The sequence below is a fragment of the Sphingomonas sp. SRS2 genome (assembly GCF_000971055.1).
In the GTDB taxonomy this organism is placed as follows: Bacteria; Pseudomonadota; Alphaproteobacteria; order Sphingomonadales; family Sphingomonadaceae; genus Rhizorhabdus.
Genome location: NZ_LARW01000120.1, coordinates 1 through 21,178, shown reverse-complemented (window position 1 = coordinate 21,178; position 21,178 = coordinate 1). Strand labels below are relative to the sequence as shown.

The 21,178-nt window shown below is 65.4% G+C and carries 26 protein-coding genes and 1 tRNA gene; 10 read left to right on the top strand and 17 right to left on the bottom strand.

The features are described 5' to 3' along the window. The first annotated feature begins 59 nt into the window (after positions 1–59). The 5 genes from WP12_RS19345 (at position 60) to WP12_RS19325 (ending at position 2,465) form a co-directional block, all read left to right on the top strand. On the top strand, positions 60–560 hold the full coding sequence (locus tag WP12_RS19345) for a hypothetical protein (protein ID WP_046195325.1): 501 nt from the start codon (positions 60–62) through the stop codon (positions 558–560). Then, positions 557–1,039 carry a M15 family metallopeptidase gene (locus tag WP12_RS19340; RefSeq protein WP_046195324.1) on the top strand — a complete coding sequence of 161 codons (483 nt, stop codon included), beginning with the start codon at positions 557–559 and terminating at the stop codon, positions 1,037–1,039. The genes WP12_RS19345 and WP12_RS19340 overlap by 4 nt, the downstream gene beginning before the upstream one ends. Then, positions 1,036–1,389 (top strand): hypothetical protein, encoded by a 354-nt coding sequence (locus WP12_RS19335; RefSeq protein ID WP_046195323.1) that lies wholly within the window; start codon positions 1,036–1,038, stop codon positions 1,387–1,389. Before WP12_RS19340 ends, WP12_RS19335 begins: the two co-directional genes overlap by 4 nt. Further along, on the top strand, positions 1,386–1,796 hold the full coding sequence (locus WP12_RS19330) for a hypothetical protein (RefSeq protein WP_046195322.1): 411 nt from the start codon (positions 1,386–1,388) through the stop codon (positions 1,794–1,796). The genes WP12_RS19335 and WP12_RS19330 overlap by 4 nt, the downstream gene beginning before the upstream one ends. A 141-nt stretch (positions 1,797–1,937) precedes the next feature. Further along, positions 1,938–2,465, top strand: coding sequence for a DUF1353 domain-containing protein (locus WP12_RS19325; RefSeq protein ID WP_160299254.1), 528 nt, complete (start codon positions 1,938–1,940; stop codon positions 2,463–2,465). A 9-nt stretch (positions 2,466–2,474) separates the two neighbouring features. On the opposite strand, the gene WP12_RS19320 is transcribed toward WP12_RS19325, so the two are convergent. The 6 genes from WP12_RS19320 to WP12_RS19295 all read right to left on the bottom strand — a co-directional run bounded on the left by WP12_RS19320 (position 2,475) and on the right by WP12_RS19295 (position 4,489). Then, the gene (locus WP12_RS19320; protein WP_046195320.1) at positions 2,475–2,867 is read right to left on the bottom strand and encodes a type II toxin-antitoxin system HicB family antitoxin; all 393 of its coding nucleotides are present in this window, start codon (positions 2,865–2,867) and stop codon (positions 2,475–2,477) included. 24 nt (positions 2,868–2,891) lie between these two features. Further along, positions 2,892–3,074: a type II toxin-antitoxin system HicA family toxin gene (locus tag WP12_RS19315; RefSeq protein WP_084691246.1), complete on the bottom strand. Its 183-nt coding sequence runs from the start codon at positions 3,072–3,074 to the stop codon at positions 2,892–2,894. Between the two features lie 63 nt (positions 3,075–3,137). Further along, positions 3,138–3,545, bottom strand: a complete 408-nt coding sequence (locus WP12_RS19310) for a hypothetical protein (protein ID WP_046195319.1) — start codon at positions 3,543–3,545, stop codon at positions 3,138–3,140. Between the two features lie 4 nt (positions 3,546–3,549). Then, on the bottom strand, positions 3,550–3,738 hold the full coding sequence (locus WP12_RS19305; protein WP_046195318.1) for a hypothetical protein: 189 nt from the start codon (positions 3,736–3,738) through the stop codon (positions 3,550–3,552). After that, on the bottom strand, positions 3,735–4,199 hold the full coding sequence (locus WP12_RS19300; protein ID WP_152664083.1) for a hypothetical protein: 465 nt from the start codon (positions 4,197–4,199) through the stop codon (positions 3,735–3,737). Before WP12_RS19300 ends, WP12_RS19305 begins: the two co-directional genes overlap by 4 nt. A 26-nt stretch (positions 4,200–4,225) precedes the next feature. Further along, complete coding sequence (locus WP12_RS19295) at positions 4,226–4,489, bottom strand: hypothetical protein (RefSeq protein ID WP_046195316.1); 264 nt, start codon at positions 4,487–4,489, stop codon at positions 4,226–4,228. 341 nt (positions 4,490–4,830) lie between these two features. Between WP12_RS19295 and WP12_RS19290 the strand changes: the two genes are divergently transcribed. Continuing rightward, entirely contained in the window at positions 4,831–5,535 is a 705-nt protein-coding gene (locus WP12_RS19290) for a hypothetical protein (protein WP_152664082.1), read from the top strand. A 12-nt stretch (positions 5,536–5,547) separates the two neighbouring features. Here the strand turns inward: WP12_RS19290 and maiA are convergent, their stop codons facing one another. Further along, positions 5,548–6,186, bottom strand: a complete 639-nt coding sequence (maiA, locus tag WP12_RS19285) for a maleylacetoacetate isomerase (RefSeq protein WP_046195314.1) — start codon at positions 6,184–6,186, stop codon at positions 5,548–5,550. 325 nt (positions 6,187–6,511) lie between these two features. On the opposite strand from maiA, the gene WP12_RS19280 reads away from it, so the two are divergent. The 4 genes from WP12_RS19280 (at position 6,512) to WP12_RS19265 (ending at position 10,151) form a co-directional block, all read left to right on the top strand. Then, positions 6,512–6,588 (top strand) — tRNA-Pro (locus tag WP12_RS19280). Between the two features lie 61 nt (positions 6,589–6,649). Next, positions 6,650–7,786, top strand: a complete 1,137-nt coding sequence (gene metX / locus WP12_RS19275) for a homoserine O-acetyltransferase MetX (RefSeq protein ID WP_046195313.1) — start codon at positions 6,650–6,652, stop codon at positions 7,784–7,786. Further along, positions 7,783–8,370: a methionine biosynthesis protein MetW gene (gene metW / locus WP12_RS19270; RefSeq protein ID WP_046195312.1), complete on the top strand. Its 588-nt coding sequence runs from the start codon at positions 7,783–7,785 to the stop codon at positions 8,368–8,370. The genes metX and metW overlap by 4 nt, the downstream gene beginning before the upstream one ends. A 131-nt stretch (positions 8,371–8,501) precedes the next feature. Continuing rightward, positions 8,502–10,151: a M28 family metallopeptidase gene (locus WP12_RS19265; protein ID WP_046195311.1), complete on the top strand. Its 1,650-nt coding sequence runs from the start codon at positions 8,502–8,504 to the stop codon at positions 10,149–10,151. A gap of 81 nt (positions 10,152–10,232) precedes the next feature. On the opposite strand, the gene WP12_RS25975 is transcribed toward WP12_RS19265, so the two are convergent. The 10 genes from WP12_RS25975 to WP12_RS19215 form a co-directional block, all read right to left on the bottom strand. Next, positions 10,233–11,030: a PEPxxWA-CTERM sorting domain-containing protein gene (locus WP12_RS25975; RefSeq protein ID WP_046195310.1), complete on the bottom strand. Its 798-nt coding sequence runs from the start codon at positions 11,028–11,030 to the stop codon at positions 10,233–10,235. A 208-nt stretch (positions 11,031–11,238) separates the two neighbouring features. Further along, positions 11,239–11,505 (bottom strand): DUF1467 family protein, encoded by a 267-nt coding sequence (locus tag WP12_RS19255; RefSeq protein WP_046195309.1) that lies wholly within the window; start codon positions 11,503–11,505, stop codon positions 11,239–11,241. Between the two features lie 120 nt (positions 11,506–11,625). Further along, entirely contained in the window at positions 11,626–13,206 is a 1,581-nt protein-coding gene (locus tag WP12_RS19250) for a ribonuclease J (protein ID WP_046195343.1), read from the bottom strand. An 84-nt stretch (positions 13,207–13,290) separates the two neighbouring features. Continuing rightward, positions 13,291–14,073, bottom strand: coding sequence for a type III pantothenate kinase (locus tag WP12_RS19245; RefSeq protein WP_046195308.1), 783 nt, complete (start codon positions 14,071–14,073; stop codon positions 13,291–13,293). A 30-nt stretch (positions 14,074–14,103) separates the two neighbouring features. Further along, on the bottom strand, positions 14,104–14,805 hold the full coding sequence (locus tag WP12_RS19240; protein ID WP_084691245.1) for a biotin--[acetyl-CoA-carboxylase] ligase: 702 nt from the start codon (positions 14,803–14,805) through the stop codon (positions 14,104–14,106). 149 nt (positions 14,806–14,954) lie between these two features. After that, positions 14,955–16,409: an NADH-quinone oxidoreductase subunit NuoN gene (gene nuoN / locus WP12_RS19235; protein ID WP_046195307.1), complete on the bottom strand. Its 1,455-nt coding sequence runs from the start codon at positions 16,407–16,409 to the stop codon at positions 14,955–14,957. Further along, positions 16,409–17,938 (bottom strand): NADH-quinone oxidoreductase subunit M, encoded by a 1,530-nt coding sequence (locus WP12_RS19230; RefSeq protein WP_046195306.1) that lies wholly within the window; start codon positions 17,936–17,938, stop codon positions 16,409–16,411. The genes nuoN and WP12_RS19230 overlap by 1 nt, the downstream gene beginning before the upstream one ends. Position 17,939: 1 nt before the next feature. Then, positions 17,940–20,009 (bottom strand): NADH-quinone oxidoreductase subunit L, encoded by a 2,070-nt coding sequence (gene nuoL / locus WP12_RS19225; protein WP_046195305.1) that lies wholly within the window; start codon positions 20,007–20,009, stop codon positions 17,940–17,942. A 124-nt stretch (positions 20,010–20,133) separates the two neighbouring features. After that, on the bottom strand, positions 20,134–20,439 hold the full coding sequence (nuoK, locus tag WP12_RS19220) for an NADH-quinone oxidoreductase subunit NuoK (RefSeq protein WP_046195304.1): 306 nt from the start codon (positions 20,437–20,439) through the stop codon (positions 20,134–20,136). Beyond that, positions 20,436–21,047: an NADH-quinone oxidoreductase subunit J gene (locus WP12_RS19215; RefSeq protein ID WP_046195303.1), complete on the bottom strand. Its 612-nt coding sequence runs from the start codon at positions 21,045–21,047 to the stop codon at positions 20,436–20,438. Before WP12_RS19215 ends, nuoK begins: the two co-directional genes overlap by 4 nt. Between the last annotated feature and the right edge of the window lie 131 nt (positions 21,048–21,178).

The window sequence follows — 21,178 nt, the reverse complement described above, 5'->3', positions numbered from 1 at the left end:
CCGCCATCGCTGACTTCGCCCGCCGTTGCGCGGGCCTTTTTTATGCCCGGAGAACATCGATGGCCGACGTCGTACCGATTCCTGTCACAACCGGCTTTTCGTGGACAGCGGCAGGGGCTTGGACGTCTGCCTTCGCCCTGATCGGCGTGCTTGTTCGTCAATGGGTGCCGCTGCGAAAGGTGCGCGTCACCGAGTTCGAGAGCGTTATCCAGGCGCAAAAGGAAGAGATCACCCGGTTGAGCGACCGAGTGGGGACGCTTGAGAAGAGCATCGACGGCATTCGCGACCGCTACGAACAGATATTGGCGTTCGAGCGCGCCTCGCATGAGGCCGAGCTGGGGCTTCAGCGCCATGCGACGCGCGGCACGAAGCAGATCCTCTACGGCATGCTCGACCTGATTGAAGCGGCTCCAGAGAAGGCGGCCGAACACGCTGCGAAGATGCGCCAACGCCTCATCGAACTCGAAGAAGCCGAGCGCGCGGAGGCGGCAACGATCCGCAGCGCCAAGATTATGGCGACCGCCAAATCCCCTCTCAAACCCTCCGGAGAAGCAGCATGAGCATCGTATTGGGGAAAACGTCGCAATCGCGCATGGACGGGCTCGATCCCGACATGCGCAAGGTCGTGCTTGAAGCCGCCGCTACCGCGCCGCCGGAGCTGGATTTCATGGTGCTGGAGGGCGTTCGGACGCCCGAGCAGATGATGATCAACTATGGCAAGGGCCGCACCGCGATCCAATGCGAGGCGAAGGGCGTGCCGGCCCGCTATGCCCAGCCCCGCGCCGCTAAGGTGACGTGGCTGAGCGACCCGTTCAACAGCCCCCACAAGGCCCGCCCAACCGGCGGCCGGGCCGTCGATCTCGCCCCCTATCCGATCGATTGGAATAATCACGCCCGCTTCACCGCGCTGGCAAAGCACGTCCTGGCGACGGCCAAGCGTCTCGGCATCCGCGTCCGCTGGGGCAAGGATTGGGATGAGGACGGCAAATATGAGGAGAAGGGCGAGACCGATGGTCCGCACTTCGAGCTGGTTCGATGAACCTGCCCGCTTGGCCAGCCCGAGATCTGCGCGCGTTCATAGCGCTCGCGGCCAGCGTGGGTGGGTCGATCGCGCTGACGGGATTCGCTGCCGCGGTCGTGGCCATCCTCTGGCTGGGCGAATGGCCGGTTAGCACCGCCGAACTGCGCATCGGCCTGCTCGGCAAGGCCCTGATGCTCTCGCTCGCGGGCTCCCTTCTCGTCCTGATCTCGCTCGGCCTCGCGATCAACAAGCGATCGGTGAAGCTGAGCCGGGACGGACTCGACGTCAGCGGCGGCGACGAACCTGCCCAGCCTGTCATCACCACGACCACGACAACCGCCGTCACTGCCCAGGAGGCCAAGCCATGATGTTCGGCCTCAACCCCTGGGCTCTGCTCGGCGCCGGGGCGATCTTCGTCGGCTCGGTCACCGGGGCTTTCTTCTACGGCCGCTCCACCGGCATCGATCATCAGCTCGCGATCGAGGCCAAAGTGATGATGAAAGCCACCGCCGCGATCGAGAAGGGCCGCAAAGCGATCGACATCCTCAACGGGCGCGTGACCGAGGCCCGCAACGCGCAATCCACAGAAAGTGACACCATCCGCCATGATGCTGCACCCATCATCCTTCGCCCGATCTATCGCACTCCTTGCGTTGATGCTGACGGCGTCCGCCTGCTCGACCGCGCCGTCGCCAATGCCAACCGTGGACTTGCCGGCCAATCTGCTGACGACGCCGCGCGAGTTCCCGAATCTGCCACGGAAAGCGGACGGTAGCCTCGACGGCGGGCAATGCCTCGCCGGCACGCTCGACGTGTTGACGATCGGCGGCGAGATCCGGCTGCAACTGATCGGCCTGATCGCGGCCGAGCGCGAACGCCAGGCGAAGGCGGCCAGCAAAGTGACGGAGGGTCGGTAATGGCCCGCTTCCTCGCAACGCCCGCCCTGCCAGCCGTGGGCAAGCGCCCGAACGGCAAAACCGAATATCGGGCCTCCGGGCCGCTGATCTTCGAAGACGACGACGGCGCGCGCTACACGGTCCCGACCGGCTGGCGCAGCGATGGCGTCAGCTGGCCGACCTGGTTGCGCTTCGCGATCCTTGCGATCGGCGCGGCTGCGGTGGCCCTGTGGGCGCTCGGCGCGCCGGTCTGGGTCTTCGCGCCGGCCGGGGCATGGTTCGCCCTGTCGGCGGCGTTCTGGCTGCTCAAGCCGAAGGCACTCGTCCCAGCCTTCCTGCACGACTGGCTGTGTCAGCAGCAGCTGGCATTTCCCGACAAGCGGCGCGCCGATGCGATCTTCTACCGCGCCATGAGGGCGCGGGGCGTCTCGGTGCTCTATCGCTGGCCCATGTACCAATGGGTCAAGCGCCGCAACCAGCGCGTCGACTGGCAGCAGCCGGAGTTTCAACCGATCGTCGTCGACGGGTATATCATCGGCTGGGAATGATCAGGCGCATCAGTGCCGCCCCTGGATCTCGTTCCGCGCCGCCTCGGCGAGAAATGCGCTACGGGTCAGCTTGCGCGCGGTCGCCGCCGCATCAATCGCCGCCAGAGTCCCCATATCCAGCGACAAATTGACGCGTGTCACCTTGCCGCTGACCGTCATGCGCGGCACGGCGATCAGAAATGCACCATCGGCCAGATCGGCGGCGGCGGCTTCACGGACCGTTGCAACGCTGCTGGCGTCGGGTTCGGCCTGATCCTCAAGCCAGAGGTCCATCGCTTCGATCGCGTTAGGCAGAACATCGTCCAGATCGTCGGCCGCCGAGTGACAGCCGGGCAGATCGGGAAAGTTGACGCCATAGGCGCTGTCGGCATCCTTATGCACGACGGCGTAAAAGTACTTCATATCGATCCTCCGTCCGGGGTGGCCCTAGAGCCACCCCACTGTCTTTGCGATGCTGCGGGCGGTGCCGGTTGGCAAATCCCGCTTGGGGTGGGGAACGATCACCGTCACGTTGCCCTTGCGGAGCTTATGGTGCGAGCCCTTCACCGAGACGAGTTCGTAACCCTCGTCGGTGAGGCGCTTGATGATCTTTTTGCTATCCCGTTCCATGCACATATATCTACACACGACGGGTGGGGCCGTCAACCCCACTGCGCAAATAAATACACATTTTTATCCCCTCTTGAAGCGAGGGGTTGGCATGGGGCGACCGTCGTCCAGTTGCTTCTGCACTTCGGCCCAGAATGCGTCGACCGCGCCAGCCGAATGGGCCTTCCGAAGGCAAGCCGCTGTCCGCGCCGTGTCGTGGAACCCCAGCCGGGCCATGATGCTGCTGAGCGCACGCCCCAGCTCCATATGGCGCATGTAGCTGCCACCGTCGGTCGATACCGGGTGGACGTTGCCCATCTCCCTCCAGAAGTAATCATAGGGCGAGCGATCACCGCCGCTCTGGCTATAGAGGTACGCAAGGCAGAACCGGATCGGCCAGGTGGGTTCGATCGGGCGGGCAACGCTCGCCTCGCGCACCTCCTGCAATGCCGCCAGCGCCTTGAATATAAGATGCTCGCGCACGCTGGGCATTGGTTCAGAGCCTGATGGCGGTACGACTGACCGTGATGACCGCGCTGGCGACGATCTTCGCCGCCGCCTCCGCGTTCAGATAAGCTGGCGTCCGGCGCCGCTCGGCGAGGACAAAGTCAACGGCATAGTTCGTGTCGTCGACATATTCATAGATCGCGCGAATGACCGGGCGCAGGCGCTCGTCGACGATCATGTCGAGGGTGCGAGGTCGGCGACGTCGATCGTCATCACCCGCCGGCCGTCCGACTCGTCGGCGATCTCGCCGGCAGTCTGCTTCCGCCGCACGATGGCCTGCACCTCGTCCAGCCGCTCGGTGATGATCGACATCGGCGGGGCCATGCGGGACAGATCGCCGCGCAGCTGCTCCAGCGCCGCGACGGTGACGCGGATCCACATGCTACCGTGCGCCATCTCCAGCGTGCGGAGCGGCAGGCCTTGCACAGTCAGATGATCGAAATCGGCTGGGCCATAGAAGTTCTCGTCGGTTTCCAGGGTCACGTCGCGCCGCTCGGCGAGGGGCAACGCGCGCGCCGCCGCGATCGCGTCTACCAGCTCGCCGTGGAACAGGACCTGCTCCTCGGTATCGCCATCACAATAGTCTCGGGCGCGCATCTGCACGCCCTGGTGCCGCCGCACCAAGGTTGCTGTCGTCATGTCGTCGTCCTTCGTTCGGCTGGCCGTCAGTCCGGCGGCCGGTGCATCGATACGGTCGTCTGGATCTCGGCCGGCACAGGCAGAATGATTTTCTGCTCGCGTCGGTCGAAGTGACCCAGCCCGGCGGCGACGGCGTCCTGCTCGGCGTCACCGCGCGATTCCCGCCACGGCCCGCGCGGCTTGAACAGCCTCGGCAACCGGACCGTGACACGATGCCAGGTCTTCGGCTTCGGCTTCACCGGCGGATCGGGGCGACGGGCGAACCGTCCGAGAGAATCGCGGCTGGGCATGCGCAAAATTTGCTCCGGTGTAACTCCGGTGTCAATCCGCTTTATTCACCTTATGTTCCGGGCTTGTTCACGTGCATTTCGGCTAAGCTAACGCCGAAAAGCGCCGTAATACGGCGCAAGATGTGCCTTCGGGAGGCAGGGGCCGGAGGTTCGAATCCTCTCTCCCCGACCATTTTCGCTTCTATCCTTCTGTCATGTCGAGCGCCCGGATCGGGCCGGCGTCGCGTATCCTGGTCCAGGAAGACTGTGGTCCTTGGACCATTTCATCGCGCTGCTCATGGATTATCGCTTACCTGCATTGGCGGACCGATATGCCGGTGGCGACCGTGGGGGGAGATATTATGCGCGGTCGCGTTCTGACGCTGGCGGGGGCGATCATGCTCGCAGCGGCCCCCGCTCAGGCCGGTATCGAATCGATCGCCCAGCTCGAACCCGAGGCCGGCGAATGGGAGGCCGAATGGTTCGGCGCATTCGACGGCGACGGCGAGCAGGAGTTCGAACTTCTCACCGGCCTGACCGATCAGCTGGCGCTGGGTGGCGAGGTCGAATTCGAGGGGCCGCGCCATGGCCTCGAATTCGAGAGTGTCGCCGCGCTCGCGCTCTGGCGCTTTACCGACCCCGATACGCAACCCCTCGGCTTCGGCCTGATGGGCTCGGCTGCGATCAACCGCCATGGCGATCTTACGCGGCTGGAGGCCCGCGCGATCGGCGAAGTGAAAACGCCGCGCTGGTGGCTGCAAGGCAACGCCATCCTCCGCCATAGCCGCGACGATGGCGACCGCGGCACCGGCCTCGCCTATTCGGCGTCGGTCCAGACGATGTTCGCCGGCCTCTGGCTTGGCGTCGAGGCGTCGGGCCAGGCCGCGCGCCTGTCGGGCGATGCCGCGGCCGCGCCGAGGGGGCGGCATTATGCTGGGCCCAGCCTGACCTTCGAACATGAATATGGCGAGGAATTCGAGGTCGAGATCGGCCTGGCCTGGCTTGCCCGGCTGCGCGGCGATGGGCCGGATTCGGCGCCGCGCGTCTTCGTCCAGTTTACCTTCTGAGCACGCGCGGATTCACTCCGCGTCGGGCTGCACCGATGGGTGCGCGCGCTGGAAGGCGTCCAGCGCGGCGCAGTTCGCATCGATCGCGACGAGGGTCGGGAAAGCTGCGATGTCGCAATTAAGGCGGCGCGCGTTGAACATCTGCGGGACAAGGCAGCAATCGGCGATCGTCGGGCTGTCGCCATATATGTAGCGGCCGCTACGTCCCTCGGCGGAGAGATAGGCTTCGAGCCTTGTGAAACCGTCCTCGACCCAATGGCGGTACCAGCCATCGATCGCCTCCTGCTCGTGCCCCATCTCCCGCTTGAGATAGCGCAGCACCCGCAGATTCGCGAGCGGATGGATGTCGCAGGCGATCAGCTGCGCCGCCGCGCGGACATAGACGCGCGGCGCGAAGCCCTGTGGCAATAGCGGCGGATCGGGATAACGCTCCTCGAGATATTCCATTATCGCGATCGACTGGACGAAGAAGCCGTCATCGCTGTCGAGCGCGGGGATCAGCCCCTGGGGATTATGCTCGGCGCGATAGGCGGGCAGCGCCTCCTTGCGCAGCAGATGGACCGCCTCCTGCTCAGCCGCGAGCCCCTTGAGATTGAGCGCGATCCGCACTCGATAGGCCGCCGACGACCGGAAATAGCTGTAGAGCTTCATGGCGCATACCCTCCGCAACCACAGCTAAGCCCGAAGCCGGCGTTCGCCAAGCCTTGCTGAAAATCGTCCCTGCGCGGCACCACCCGCCATGCTTTCCACCCGCGTCCGCCTCATTCGCCTCTCTTCGCCCTGCTCTCGCCGCTGCCGTCTGCGCCGCACCGGTCCGGCTATGCTCAGTGCGGCTTTGGGGCGGCGTTAAGGAGGCGGGCCCTCATGCGGGAGGCGGGCGATTAGGTGTTGCGCTGATGCAAAGCGGGGCAGATCTGGCGAAATCGAAAACCAGCATTTGTACTTGCCCGAACATCTGCCTATAGCGGCGCCGCGTCGGGGAGTGGCGCAGGCTGGTAGCGCACCTGGTTTGGGACCAGGGGGTCGCAGGTTCGAATCCTGTCTCCCCGACCATCGGAACCTGTGACGACGGGCATTGCAGCCTATGCGCACAGGCCCTATTCCCCCTCCTCCCATGATCGACGACAGCCGCTTCGGCCTTGCCCGTTCCGTGACATTGGCCGGCCCATTGCGGCTGGATGGAGGCGCGCGCCTCGCGCCGGTCGAGATTGCCTATGAGACCTATGGCGCGCTGAACGCCGACCGGTCGAACGCGATCCTGATCTGCCATGCGCTGACCGGTGATCAGCATGTCGCCTCGGTCCACCCGCGCACCGGCAAGCCGGGGTGGTGGACGCGGATGGTCGGCACGGGCAGGCCGATCGATCCGGCGCGTCACTTCATCGTCTGCGCCAATGTGCTGGGAAGCTGCCTCGGCAGTTCGGGCCCCGCCTCGATCGATCCGAAGAAGGACGCGCCCTTCGCGATGCGCTTCCCGGTCATCACCATCCGCGACATGGTGCGCGCGCAGGCGATGCTGCTCGATCATCTCGGCGTCGGGATGTTGAGCGCGGTCGTTGGCGGATCGATGGGCGGCATGCAGGTGCTCGAATGGGCGGCGACCTATCCCGACCGGGTCCGATCGGCGGTGGCGATCGCCACGGCGGCGCGGCATTCGGCGCAGAACATCGCCTTTCACGAAGTCGGCCGCCAGGCGATCATGGCCGATCCGAAATGGAATCGCGGCGACTATTATGCCGACAACGATCCTCCCGCCGCCGGCCTCGCGGTCGCGCGGATGGCGGCGCACATCACCTATCTGTCCGAAGCCGGGCTGACCGAGAAATTCGGCCGCCGGCTTCAGGCGCGGCCGGGCAAGCAGGACGGCGCAAAAAGCTTCGGCTTCGACGCCGATTTCCAGATCGAATCCTATCTGCGCCATCAGGGGATCAGCTTCGTCGACCGCTTCGATGCGAACAGCTATCTCTACATCACCCGGGCGATGGACTATTTCGACCTCGCCGAGGAACATGGCGGGCTGCTTGCCAACGCTTTCGACAAGGCGACTCGCTTCTGCCTGGTCAGCTTCGATACCGACTGGCTCTATCCAACCGCCGAATCGCGCGCGATCGTCCATGCGCTCAACGCCGCGGGCGCGCCGGTAAGCTTCGTCGAACTCAGCTCGCCCTTTGGCCATGACGCCTTCCTGCTCGACGTGCCAGACCTCAACCGCGTCGTCGACGGGTTCCTGCGCGCGGGGGAAAACGCATGAACGGCCTTCGCCCCGATCTCGCGATCATCGCCGATCATATCGGCGCGGGATCGCGCGTGCTCGATGTCGGCTGCGGCGACGGCGAGTTGATGGACGTATTGCGCGCCAAACAATGCGACGCGCGCGGGATCGAGATCGATCCGGCCAATGTCAGCCTCGCGGTTGGCCGCGGCCTTTCGGTGGTGCAGGGCGACGCCGACACCGATCTGGTCAACTATCCCGATAACGCCTTCGACTATGCGATCCTCAGCCAGACGCTGCAGACCGCGCGCGCGCCCGATCAGGTGCTGACCGAATTGATGCGGATCGGCCGCCACGCCTTCGTGTCTTTCCCCAATTTCGCCTATTGGCGGGTGCGGCTCAGCCTCGCCTGGGGCGGACGCATGCCCGTCACCCCGGCGCTACCGGTCAGCTGGTATGCGACCCAGAATATCCACCAGCTTACGATCGACGATTTCCGCGCCTTCGTGAAGGAGCGGGGCATCACCGTGGAGCAGGCCTGGTTCCTGACCGGCACCCGCCGGTGCGGTGACGCGGCGGCGAACCTGCGCGCCGAACATGCGGTTTTCCTGCTGCGGCGGTGATCGCCACGCGTCGCACCGGGGGCCTCCTACCGGGCCACGTGACCTTCACTGTCTCACCGCCTTAAGACTCGACATCACCCGAACCGCTGGTAATTTTCGGCCCAGTCACATCACGCCAAAGGCCCTTCCCCATGAAATTCGCATCGGGCGCGATCGCCATCTTCGCTCTGGTCGCGTCACCGATCGCCGCGCAGTCCGCCGACACGCCCGTCTTCACCGCCGAGCGGGTCGAAGCGACCGTCCGCTTCCTCGCCGACGACCTGTTCGAAGGGCGTGACACCGGAAGCGTCGGGCATGAAATCACCGCCCGCTATGTCGCCAGCCGCTTCGCCGAACTCGGCCTCAAGCCCGCCGGCGACGAGGGCGGCTATTTTCAGCGCATCACCCTGCAACAGACGAATCCGGGCGCAACGCCGGGCACCGTGACGATCAGCGGACCGGGCGGCGCGGAGGCGAGTTGGAAGCACGCGACCGAGGTGTTGGTCGGCCTCAGCCCGAACGAGCCCTCGCTCGATATCGCCGCGCCGATGGTCTTCGTCGGCTATGGCATCGAGAATAAGCTCGGCATCAACGACTATGCCGGGCTCGACGTGAAGGGGAAGGTCGTGGTGGCGCTACGCGGTTTCCCCAAGGGGATGCCGAGCGAGGAGGCCGCGCATCTCGGCGCGACCAAGCGGCAGGCGGCACAGGCCCATGGCGCGATCGCGATGGTCTCCATCGGCACCCTGCTGTCGAACAAGACGCGCCCATGGCAACGTTCGGTCCAGTTCGCCGACGAGCCCGACTTCGCGTGGGTCGGCGCGGACGGCAAGGCGTTCGACGAGGCCCCGAAGATCCGCGTCACCGCATCGCTCAACGATCCGGCCGCGCGCGCCGCCTTCGCAGGTGCGCCGCAGACGCTCGACGCGATCCGCGCGGTGGCCGACAGCGACGGCGGGCGGCCCAGGGGGTTCAACCTCAAGACCCGCATCCGCATCCAGAACGAGAGCGTCACCAAGCGCGTCACCAGCCCCAATGTCGTCGCGATCCTGCCGGGCTCCGATCCGAAACTGAGGGACGAATATGTCGTCCTGTCGGCGCATCTCGACCATATCGGCCTGGTCGCGGCGAAGCCCGGCGACAAGCCGGGGGTTGACCTGATCAACAATGGCGCGCTGGACAATGCCGCCGGGGTCGCAACGATGCTCGAGGTCGCGCGCGCCAGCGCGACGGCGGCGTCGCGCCCGCGCCGCTCGCTGATCTTCATCGCCACCACCGGCGAAGAGAAGGGGCTGATCGGCGCGGACTATTATGCGCGCCACCCCTCGGTCCCGATCGCCTCGATCGTCGGCAATGTCGATCTCGACATGCCGCTGCTCCTCTACCGTTTCACCGATGTCACCGCCTTCGGTGCGGACCATTCGACCCTGGGCCCTATCGTGGCGAAGGCGATCGAACCGATGGGGCTCACGCTGTCGCCCGATCCGATGCCACAGGAGAGCATCTTCGTCCGTTCGGACCATTATATGTTCGTGAAGCAGGGCGTCCCCGCGGTGTTCCTCGCCACCGGCTTCGGCAATGGCGGCGACAAGCATTGGGGCAAGTTCCTGAGCGGCGCCTATCACCATCCGGACGACGACATGAACCAGAAGATCGACTGGAAATCAGGCGCGCGCTTCGCCGAGGCGAATTACCGCATCATGCGCGCCATGGCTGACGCCGATACCCCGCCGCTCTGGTATGCCGGGGACTTCTTCGGCGACACCTTCGCGCCGAAAGCCCGGAAGGCGGCGCGACCGTAGCCTTTGTTTCAGCACAGCTGAAAAGGCAGGAGCCGCGGATACGGCGTCCGCATAGGGGGACCGGACTCCGGGCTTTAAGGATCAGGCCCGCGCCAGCCGGTCCGCCGACGGGCGGCCGCGGCGGCTCCGCAGCATATGGCCTATAAGCCCGAAACCGACGATCATCATCAGCCAGCTCGCCGGCTCGGGCGCGGTGCTCACGACCTGGCCGATGAAATCCTGATTGCCGTTGATCGTGAGGGCCGTCAGCCCCTGCGCCTGCGGCGCCGAGGAGCCGGCCGTGCTCACATAGCTCAGATAGCTCTGCGCCAGATTCATCACCTGCACGGTGTTGGCGCCGCCGGGGGTGCTGAAATAGGTGTTGCCGCTCGTGACGTCGAACGGGTTGGTCGATAGCTCGCTGACGATCTCCCACAGCGCGACCTGCAACGCCGAAGCCTGGATAGCGGTCATCGGGGCGGCGAGATTGGGGGCGTAGTTGCCGAACAGCTGGGCGATCTGCAATGCCTTGGCCCCGCCGATTCCGCCGGCGATGCTGCTCTTTGCCGCCTGCGCCACCGGATCGACGGTGAAGCTGTAATTCGCGTTCAGCGCGATATCCTCATAGGGCTCGACGCAGAAGCCGAAGTAGGTGCTGGCGGTCGGCCCGACCAGATCGATCGGCGAGGTGCCGCCCGTCTGGGTGAAGGTCGAGATGCCGTTGCGCACCTGCGTGGCGAAGGATGTGCCGTTAGGCCGCACGGCATGGAGGGTGATCGTGTCACCCGCCCCGAAGCTGTTCAGCGTCCCGATGATCGTGGCCGCCGACGCACCGGTCGAACACCATGCCGCCGCGGCGAGGATCGCCACGCGAACGAGGCCATTCCTGAACTTCAACATCGCCGTGTCCCCACACACCGTTTCGCGGACGTCTTAATCCGCGATCTGATAAGCAACTCTTACCGTCATGCTATCAGCAAGAATCGGACCAGATCCTATTTTTCGGGGCTTTACAGTGCAGTGCCGTCCGCAGGCAGCGGCTTCATGCCAGGATGTGTAAGGCTTTCCGACGATATCGCGTCGGCAAAACCGGCAGCGTGAAACGAACTCAGCCGCGCAGCCGCGTCAGGTCGAATGCCTCGATCGTCACCCAGCCATTCACATAGTTGATATAATAGAGCCCGAACGCCGCCGCGGAGACGATCGTCGTCCACAGCACGGTACGGCCCACCGAAAAACGCGGAGTCGCGCTCTCGGCCTGGCCGGGGACGTGCGCCTCGGGCTCCATGCTGCTGCGTAGCCGGAAGGGCAGCACCAGGAACAGGCAGCCCCACCAGAAGATCAGGTAGATGGCGAGGATCGAGGTAAACTTCATGACATTTCCTTCTCCCTCCCCTTCCGGGGGAAGCGGTAGGGGCCCATCCTCGTGCAGGACGCCTGATTGGAGACCCTACCCCGGCCCATCCCTCATGGAGAGGGGCTTTACGCGTTTAGCTCAAACCCGGATGATCGAGACTTCGACCACCGGCTTCTTGCCGGTCCAGGCAGTGGCGCGGCGGCGCACCGCGAGGCGGATCGACTCGCGCAGCTTGGTCTGGTCCTTGCCGCCCTTGGCGACCGCATTGGCGGCGGCATCGCGCGCCTCGTCGAGAAAGTCTTCCTTGTCCTCTTCGACTGGCAGGCCCTGAAGCAGGATCGCGGGTTCGCCCCTGAGCTGGCCCTTGCCATCCACGGCGACGGTCACGCCGATCACGCCATATTGGGCGGCGCGGCGGCGTTCGTTGATCGTGGTGCCGTCCGCCGGCAGGATGACGTCGCCATCGAGAACGAGCCGCCCGACCCGCTCCTGACCGATCGCGCGCGGGCCATCCGGGGCGAGACGGACGACGGTGCCGTTGGTCTGGACGATGCCGTGCGGCACCCCCAGCCCCTTGGCGAAGCGCGCCTGCTCGGCCATGTGGCGCAGTTCGCCATGAACCGGCAGGATCGTGTCGGGGCGTATCCAGCCATACATCGCCTTCAGGTCGGGGCGGCCCGGATGACCCGAGACATGGACCTCGGCCTGGCGCTCGGTGATCATCTCGACCCCCTTCGCCGCGAGCGCGTTCTGGATACGGCCGATCGCGAGTTCGTTGCCGGGGATCTGCTTCGACGAGAAGACGACGGTATCGTCCGCCGACAGCTTGATCGGATGGCTGTCGAAGGCGATCCGCGACAGCGCGGCGCGCGCCTCGCCCTGGCCGCCGGTGGCGATAATCATCACCTCGCGGCGTGGCAGCTTCATCGCCTCCTCGACGTCGATCGTCGGCGGGAAATCCTTCAGATAGCCGCTCGCCTTGGCGACGCGGATGATCCGGTCGAGCGAGCGGCCCGCGACACACAGCTTGCGTCCGGTGTCCTTCGCGACCTCACCCAGGGTCTGGAGCCGTGCCGCGTTCGACGCGAAGGTCGTCACCAGCACGCGCGCCTTGCACGCGCCGATCACCTCGTCGAGCCCGCGGCGGACATCGGCCTCGGAGCCCGAAGCCTCCTCGTTGAAGACGTTGGTCGAGTCGCAAACCAGCGCGAGGATGCCCTTGTCGCCGATCGCGGTCAGCTCCTCCGCGGTGGAAGGAATGCCGAGCAGCGGCTCGGCGTCGATCTTCCAGTCGCCGGTGTGGAAGATGTTGCCATAGGGCGTCTCGATCAGCAGCGCGTTGCCTTCGGGGATCGAATGGGCGAGCGGCACATAGGTGAAGCCGAACGGGCCGAGCTGGAAGCTGCCCTCATTCTCGATGATGTTGAGCTTCACCTTGTCGACGATGCCCTCTTCCTCGAGCTTGAGGCGGATCAGCTCGGCGGTGAACGGCGTCGCATAGAGCGGCACGCCGAGATCGGTGGCGAGATAGGGAATCGCGCCGATATGGTCCTCATGACCATGGGTCAACACCACGCCGAGCAGGTCGTCGGCGCGCTCCTCGATGAAGGACAGGTCGGGCAGGATCAGGTCGACGCCCGGATATCCGGGATCGGCAAAGGTCAGGCCGAGATCGACCATCACCCATTTGCCCTGGGTGCCGTAGAGATTGACGTTCATCCCGATCTCGCCGGAGCCGCCAAGCGCCAGGAAGAGCAGTTCGTTGCCGGGTTTTGTCACGTAAAAATTTGTCCAATTCTTCTGTTATTTCGCGCCCTTGTGGCGCCGGTATAATATGCCGAGCCCCTGGATCGTCAGATCGGGCTCGATGGCGTCGAACGCGCCGCTATGGCGTTCGAACAATGTGGCGAGGCCGCCGGTGGCAACGACCTTCATCGGGCGGCCGACCTCGGCCTTCATCCGCGCGACCAGACCCTCGATCATCGCGACATAGCCGAAATAGATGCCGATCAGCATCTGGTCCTGCGTGGTCCGCCCGACGACGCTGCCGCTTTCCGGAGCCTCGATCGCGATGCGGGGCAGCTTGGCCGCAGCCGCGACCAGCGCATCGAGCGACAGGTTGATCCCCGGCGCGATGATCCCACCCTTATACGCCCCCGAATAATCGACCACGTCAAAGGTCGTCGCGGTACCGAAGTCGATGACGATCAGGTCGCCGGGATAGAGCTTGTGCGCCGCGATCACATTGACCGCGCGGTCCGCGCCCACGCTCTGCGGCTCGTCGACGTCGAGGGTGATCCCCCATTCGACCGGCCCGCGCCCCGCCACCAGCGCATCGACTCCGAAATATTTCGATGCGAGCACTTCCAGATTGTGGAGCGCGCGCGGCACCACCGTGGCGATGATCACCGCGTCGACATCCTTGCGGTCATAGCCTTCGAGCAGGAGGAGCTGATGCAGCCAGACCGCATATTCATCGGCGGTGCGGCGCGCGTCGGTCGCGATCCGCCAACGCGCCTTGATCGCGCCGCCGTCAAGCAGCGCGAAGACGATATTGGTATTCCCTGCGTCGATCGCAAGCAGCATGGTCGGTCGAATCCCGTTGGTTCGCGCGCGCTATAGCAGGAAAACATCGCCTGCGTGCACAAGATGGACCTGCCCGTCGGACGTTTTCAGGCGCAGAGCGCCATGACCGTCGAGGCCCTCGTACAGTCCGTCCAGCGCGCCATCCGCCGCGCGCGCGCTGAGCGCAGTGCCCCTTGGATGCGCCCGCGCCTGCCAGCGCGCCAGCACGACGCCCAGGCCCTCGCCTCGCCAGCGCGCGAGCCACGCCGCAAAGCTGGCCGCCAGTTCCTCGGCGAAGTCGCCCGGATCGGGCGCAGACAGGCCGAGCGCCGCCAGACTGGTCGCGGGACGATCGATCTCCTTGGGATGGTGGGCGAGGTTGACCCCGATGCCGACCACCACCGCGTCGTCGACGCCCTCCAGCAATATCCCCGATATCTTCGCACCGTCGGCCAAAAGGTCGTTGGGCCATTTGATCATTAGCCGGTCGGGGCTCAGCCAGCCCTGGAGCAGCGCGTCGAGCGCGACCGCCGCGACCAGCGCGAGGCTCGGCGCGGCGGGATCGCCCGCCATCCGGCGCACCAGCGTCGATGCGTAGAGATTGCCAGGCGGCGACACCCATGACCGCCCCTGCCGCCCGCGGCCGCCCGCCTGGGCATCGGCGCGCAGCCACGTCCCCTCCGGCGCGCCCTCGCGGGCAAGCGCCGCCATGTCGTCATTGGTCGACGCGGTGGTGGCGACGTGGCGGATCAATCATTCCTCCCCGGCACGGGGAGGGGGACCAGCCGCTGGCTGGTGGAGGGGGTCGCCCTCCACGGGCCGCATCGAACCGGTTCGTTCGCCGCGGCCTCCCTCCACCATGCTTCGCATGGTTCCCCTCCCCGTACTGGGGCGGAATATACCTAAAAGAGCGACCGCGCCGCCGCCATGCTGGTGGCGTCGAGCAGCGGGATCGCCAGATAGCCAAGCGGCGAAACCGCCAGCGCCGACAGCGTGATCAGCCCGCCTTCCAGCTTCGACGCAGCGGGCGCATATTCGGGGGCGGGATCGTCGAAATACATCGTCTTGACGATCTTCAGATAATAGAAGGCTCCGATCACCGAGGTGGCGATGCCGATCATCGCCAGCGGCCAGAAGCCGTTGCGGACGAGCGCGTCGAACACCAGGAATTTGGGCCAGAAGCCGAACAGCGGCGGAATGCCGGCAAGGCTGAACATGAAGATAGCGAGCGCGGCGGCAAGGCCGGGCCGGCTGCGCGACAGACCCGACAGGCTGGCAATCGTCTCGACCGGCTCGCCGCTCGCGTCGCGCATCTGCAGCACGCAGAGGAAGCTGCCGAGCGTCATAGCGACATAGACCGCCATATAGGTCAGCGTGCCCGCAACGCCCTCCGGCGTGCCGGCGGCGAGGCCGAACAGCGCGAAGCCGACATTGTTGATCGACGAATAGGCGAGCAGCCGCTTGATGTTCACCTGCCCGATCGCGGCGACGCCGCCGAGAATGGTGGAAGCGAGCGCCGAGAAGATCACGATCTGCCGCCAGGCATCGGTGCCCGATCCCATCGCATCGACCGTGACGCGCATCAGCAGCGCCATGCCCGCGACCTTCGGGGCCGAGGCGAAGAAGGCCGTGACCGGGGTCGGCGCGCCCTCATAGACGTCGGGCGTCCACATATGGAACGGCACCGCCGAGATCTTGAAGGCGAGCCCGGCGAGGACGAAGACCATGCCGAACAGCTGGCCGGTGGTGATGCCGCCCGAAGCGAGGCTTTTGCCGAGCGCGTCCGAGATGCCGGCGAACATCGTCGTGCCGGTGAAGCCGTAGAGCAGCGAGATGCCGTAGAGCAGGATGCCCGAGGCAAGCGCTCCGAGGACGAAATATTTGAGCCCCGCTTCGGCGGATCGGTTGTCGCGGCGCATGAAGCTGGCGAGCACATAGGCCGACAACGACTGAAGCTCGAGCCCGACATAGAGGGTCAGCAGGTCGGACGCCGACACCATCATCCCCATGCCGACCGCAGAGAACAGGATCAGGATCGGATATTCGGCGCGCAATGCGCCGGCGCGGGCGAAAAAGCCCGGCGCGATGATCACCGATACCGCCGCGGCGATATAGATGAGCAGCTTGGCGAAGGCCGCGAAGCTGTCGGCGATATAGAGGCCATCGAAGCCCGGGCCGCCGTTTCCGGCGGGGCCGAGCAGCGAGAAGCTGGCGGCGGCGAACAGCGCGACCGCACCCCAGCCGATCGCGCGGCTGAGGCCGTCACCGCCAAAGGCGGCGACCATCAGCAGCGCCATCGCGCCGATCGACAGGATCAGCTCGGGCATGGTGAGCGCGAGGGAGGCGGTCATCGACATCAGTGGTGCGCCTCCGCATGCGCTGAAGAGGCTGGTTTGGGATGGCCGATCGCGACCTTGGCGTCGCTCTGCGGCGCGGCGGGCGCGAGCCGGGCTAGGACCGCGCCGACATCGTTGCGCATCGGTGCGAGGAAGCTTTCGGGATAGACGCCCATCCACAGCACGCCGGCCGCGATCGGGACGAGCAGCGCCAGTTCGCGCGGGGTCAGATCGGGCATCGCCGCCGCATCGGCATTGCGCGACGCGCCGTAGCAGACCCGTGCGTAGAGATAGAGCATATAGGCCGCGCCGGTGATGATGCCGGTGGTCGCGACGAAGGCGACCCAGGACGAAATCTCATACGCGCCGATCAGGGCGAGGAATTCGCCGACGAAATTGCTGGTGCCGGGCAGACCGACCGAAGCCATGGTGAAAAGCAGGAACAGCAGCGCATATTTGGGCATGTTGTTCGACAGTCCACCATAGCGCCCGATCTCCCGCGTGTGCAGCCGGTCGTAGATCACGCCGACGCACAGGAACAGCGCACCCGAGACGAGGCCATGGCCGAGCATGACCATCAGCGCGCCTTCGATCCCCTGCCGGTTGAAGGCGAACAGGCCGATCGTGACGAAGGCCATGTGCGCGACCGACGAATAGGCGATCAGCTTCTTCATGTCCTCCTGCACCAGCGCGATCAGCGAGGTGACGACGACAGCGACCATCGACAGGCCCATCACCAGCCACATCAGCTCGCTGGAGGCGATCGGGAACATCGGCAGCGAGAAGCGGATGAAGCCATAGCCGCCCATCTTGAGCAGCACGCCCGCGAGGATCACCGATCCCGCGGTCGGCGCCTGGACGTGCGCGTCGGGCAGCCAGGTATGGACCGGCCACATCGGCATCTTCACCGCGAAGCTGGCGAAGAAGGCGAGGAACAGCCAGGTCTGCGCATCGGCCGGGAAGTCGTACGCCATCAGGGTCGGGATATCGGTGGTTCCCGCCTCATTCGCCATCCACAGCATCGCGATCAGCATCAGCACCGATCCGAGCAGCGTGTAGAGGAAGAATTTATAGCTGGCGTAGATCCGGTCCGCGCCGCCCCAGATGCCGATGATCAGGTACATCGGGATCAGGCCGGCTTCGAAGAAGATGTAGAACAGGAACAGATCCTGCGCCGCGAACACGCCGATCATCAGCGATTCCATCAGCAGGAACGCGGCCATATATTCGGGGACGCGCTTTTCGATCGCCTCCCATGACGCGGCGATGCAGATCGGCATCAGGAACACCGACAGCGCGATCAGCAGCAGCGCGATCCCGTCGATGCCGAGGGCCCAGGCGAAACGCCCGAACAGGTCGACATGCTCGGTGAACTGCCATTGCGGGCCGCCGATTTCGTAGTTCGTCCACAGCAGGATACCGAGCGCGAGATCGAGCAGGGTCGCGACCAGCGCGATCCAGCGTGCGCCGCGCGCACCGGTGAACAGACAGGCCATCGCCGCCAGCAGCGGCAGCGCGACCATCAGGGTAAGGATCGGAAAGCCCATCATGTCAGCCCACCATCGCCCAGGTCGCGGCGGCGGCGAGGCCGAGCAGCATCACCAGCGCATAAGTATAGAGATAGCCCGACTGCGCCTTGCGCGCCCAGACTCCGCTGCCGGCGACCAGCGCGGCGATGCCGTTCGGGCCGAAGCGGTCGATCGTGCCCTGGTCGCCCTTCTTCCAGAAGAAGCGGCCGAGCCAGAAGGCCGGTATGACGAACAGCACGTGATAGAGCTGATCGAAATACCATTTGTTGAGCAGGAAATCGTAGAGCACCCGGAACTGCGCGGTGAAGCGCGCGGGTACCGTCGTGTCGAGGATATAAGCCCAGACCGCGATCACGAACCCGGTGATCATCACCACCGTCGCCGACAGCTTCACCCACAACGGCACTTCATGCATGGCGTGCATCAGATGCTCGTTGAAGGCGATGCTTCCGGCCCAGAACGCGCCGCCATGGTGCGAGTCGATGAAATAGGGCGCCCAGACATAGCCTGCGAAGATCGCCCCGATCGACAGAATGACCAGAGGGATCAGCATCGCCGGCGGGCTTTCGTGCGGATGATAGCCGGCGTCGCCTTCGAGCGCGTGGCCATGAGCGTGGCCGTGCGTATCATGCGCGTGCGGATCGTGGCCGGCATCCTCGTCGGCGGGCGCGTCATGATCATGACCATGTGCGTCATGCACCGCATGCTGGATATGCTCCGAGCCCGCCCAGCGGGGCTTGCCGAAGAAGGTGAGGAAGACGAGCCGCCACGAATAGAAGCTTGTCAGCAGCGCCGCGAACACCGCGACCGCGAAGGCGATGCCGCCCGAGCTGGTTCCGCTGGCGAAAGCCGCCTCGATGATGGCATCCTTCGAATAGAAGCCCGCGAAGCCGGCCACGCCAAGAACACCGACGCCGGTGATCGCGAGCGTGCCCGCCATCATCCCCCAATAGGTGATCGGGATATGTTTCCGCAGGCCGCCATAATAGCGCATATCCTGCTCATGGTGCATCGCGTGGATCACCGATCCCGCACCCAGGAAGAGCAGCGCCTTGAAGAAGGCGTGGGTGAACAGGTGGAACATTGCCGCGCCATAAGCGCCGACGCCGGCGGCCATGAACATATAGCCGAGCTGCGAACAGGTCGAATAGGCGATGACGCGCTTGATGTCGGTCTGGGTCGTGCCGACCGTCGCCGCGAACAGCGCCGTCGCCGCGCCGACGAAGGTGACGACATGCATCGCGGTCTGGCTGACCTCGAACATCGGCGACAGGCGGCAGACCATGAACACGCCCGCCGTCACCATCGTCGCGGCGTGGATCAGCGCCGACACCGGGGTCGGGCCTTCCATCGCATCGGGGAGCCAGGTGTGCAGGCCGAGCTGCGCCGACTTGCCCATCGCGCCGACGAACAACAGCAGGCAGAGCAGCGTCATCAGGTCGACGCGCGCGCCGAGGAATCCGATCGACGCATCGGCATAAGCCGGGGCGGCGGCGAGGATTTCGGGAATCGAGACGGTGCCGAACACCAGGAAGGTGCCGAAGATGCCGAGCGAGAAGCCGAAATCGCCGACGCGGTTGACCACGAAAGCCTTAATCGCGGCGGCGTTGGCGCTGGGCTTGTGGTACCAGAAGCCGATCAGCAGATAGGAGGCGAGGCCGACGCCTTCCCAGCCGAAGAACATCTGGACGAGGCTGTCCGACGTCACGAGCATCAGCATCGCGAAGGTGAACAGCGACAGATAGGCGAAGAAGCGGGGCTGGCTGGGGTCTTCGGCCATATAGCCCCAGCTGTAGAGATGGACGAGGCTCGACACGCTCGTCACCACCACCAGCATCACCGCCGTCAGCGTATCGACGCGCAGCGCCCAGTCGACCGAGAGATCGCCCGACTGGATGAAGGTCAGCACCGGATGGACATGCGCGGTCAGCTCGCCGCTCATGAAACCGATGAAGATCGGCCAGCTCATCGCGCAGGACGCGAACAGCGCGCCGGTCGTGATGACCTTGGCCGGCACGTTGCCGATCAGGCGATTGCCGAGTCCGGCGACGATCGCCGCGAGCAGCGGCAGGAAAACGATGAGCGTGATCATGCGAGGATTGCCCCTGCTTCCCCAATCGTCGCCCCGGCGGAGGCCGGGGCCGCCAGAGGTGAGCGCGCGCTAATATTCGTGGCGGCCCCGGCCTTCGCCGGGGCGACGAGGAGGATGGACACCATCACCCCTTCATCCGGTTGATGTCGTCGACCGCGATCGTGCCACGGCCGCGGAAATAGATGACGAGGATCGCCAGACCGATCGCCGCTTCGCCCGCCGCGACGGTCAGCACGAACATCGCGAAGACCTGTCCCACCAGATCGCCGAGATAGGCCGAGAAGGCGACGAGGTTGATGTTCACCGACAGCAGGATCAGCTCGATCGCCATCAGGATGATGATCACGTTCTTCCGGTTCAGGAAGATGCCGAACACCCCCATCGCGAACAGGATCGCCGAGACGACCAGATAATGCTGGAGCCCGATCATAGCTCAACCCCCTGCCCGACGGCCGGTTTGACGTTGCGGGTCGCGTCCTCGGGGCGGCGCTGGTTCTGTGCGGAGACGTTCTGCGCCTTCACGCCGCCACGGGTGCGGTGGGTGAGGACGATCGCCCCGATCAGCGCGACGAGCAGGACGAGCCCCGCGCCTTCGAAGATATAGAGATAGCGCGTGTAGATCAGCGTGCCGATCGCTTCGATGTTCGAGACGCCCTCGGGCGTCGGCGCGACACGCGTCGCCATGTCGATCCCGCCGGCGCTCCATGCCCCGATCGCGAAGATCATCTCGGCGGCCAGCACGATCACCAGCAGCACGCCGAACGGCAGATATTGGGCAAAGCCAGCGCGCAGCTCGGCGAAATCGATGTCGAGCATCATCACCACGAACAGGAACAGCACCGCGACCGCGCCGACATAGACGATGACCAGCAGCATCGCGATGAACTCGGCCCCGACGAGGACCATCAGGCCTGCCGCGTTGAAGAAGGCGAGGATCAGCCACAGCACGCTGTGGACCGGATTGCGCGCCAGGATGGTGAGCACCGCGGAGGCGATCACCAGCGTGGCGAACAGATAGAAGGCGATGGTCTGGATCACGATTGAATCTCAACCCCTGTGCAGACAAGCCCCTCCCCTTCAGGGGAGGGGTTGGAGTGGGGGCTCACCTCTTGGGCCGACCCAGCGGATAGCCCCCACCCCCGGCCCCTCCCCTGAAGGGGAGGGGAGAA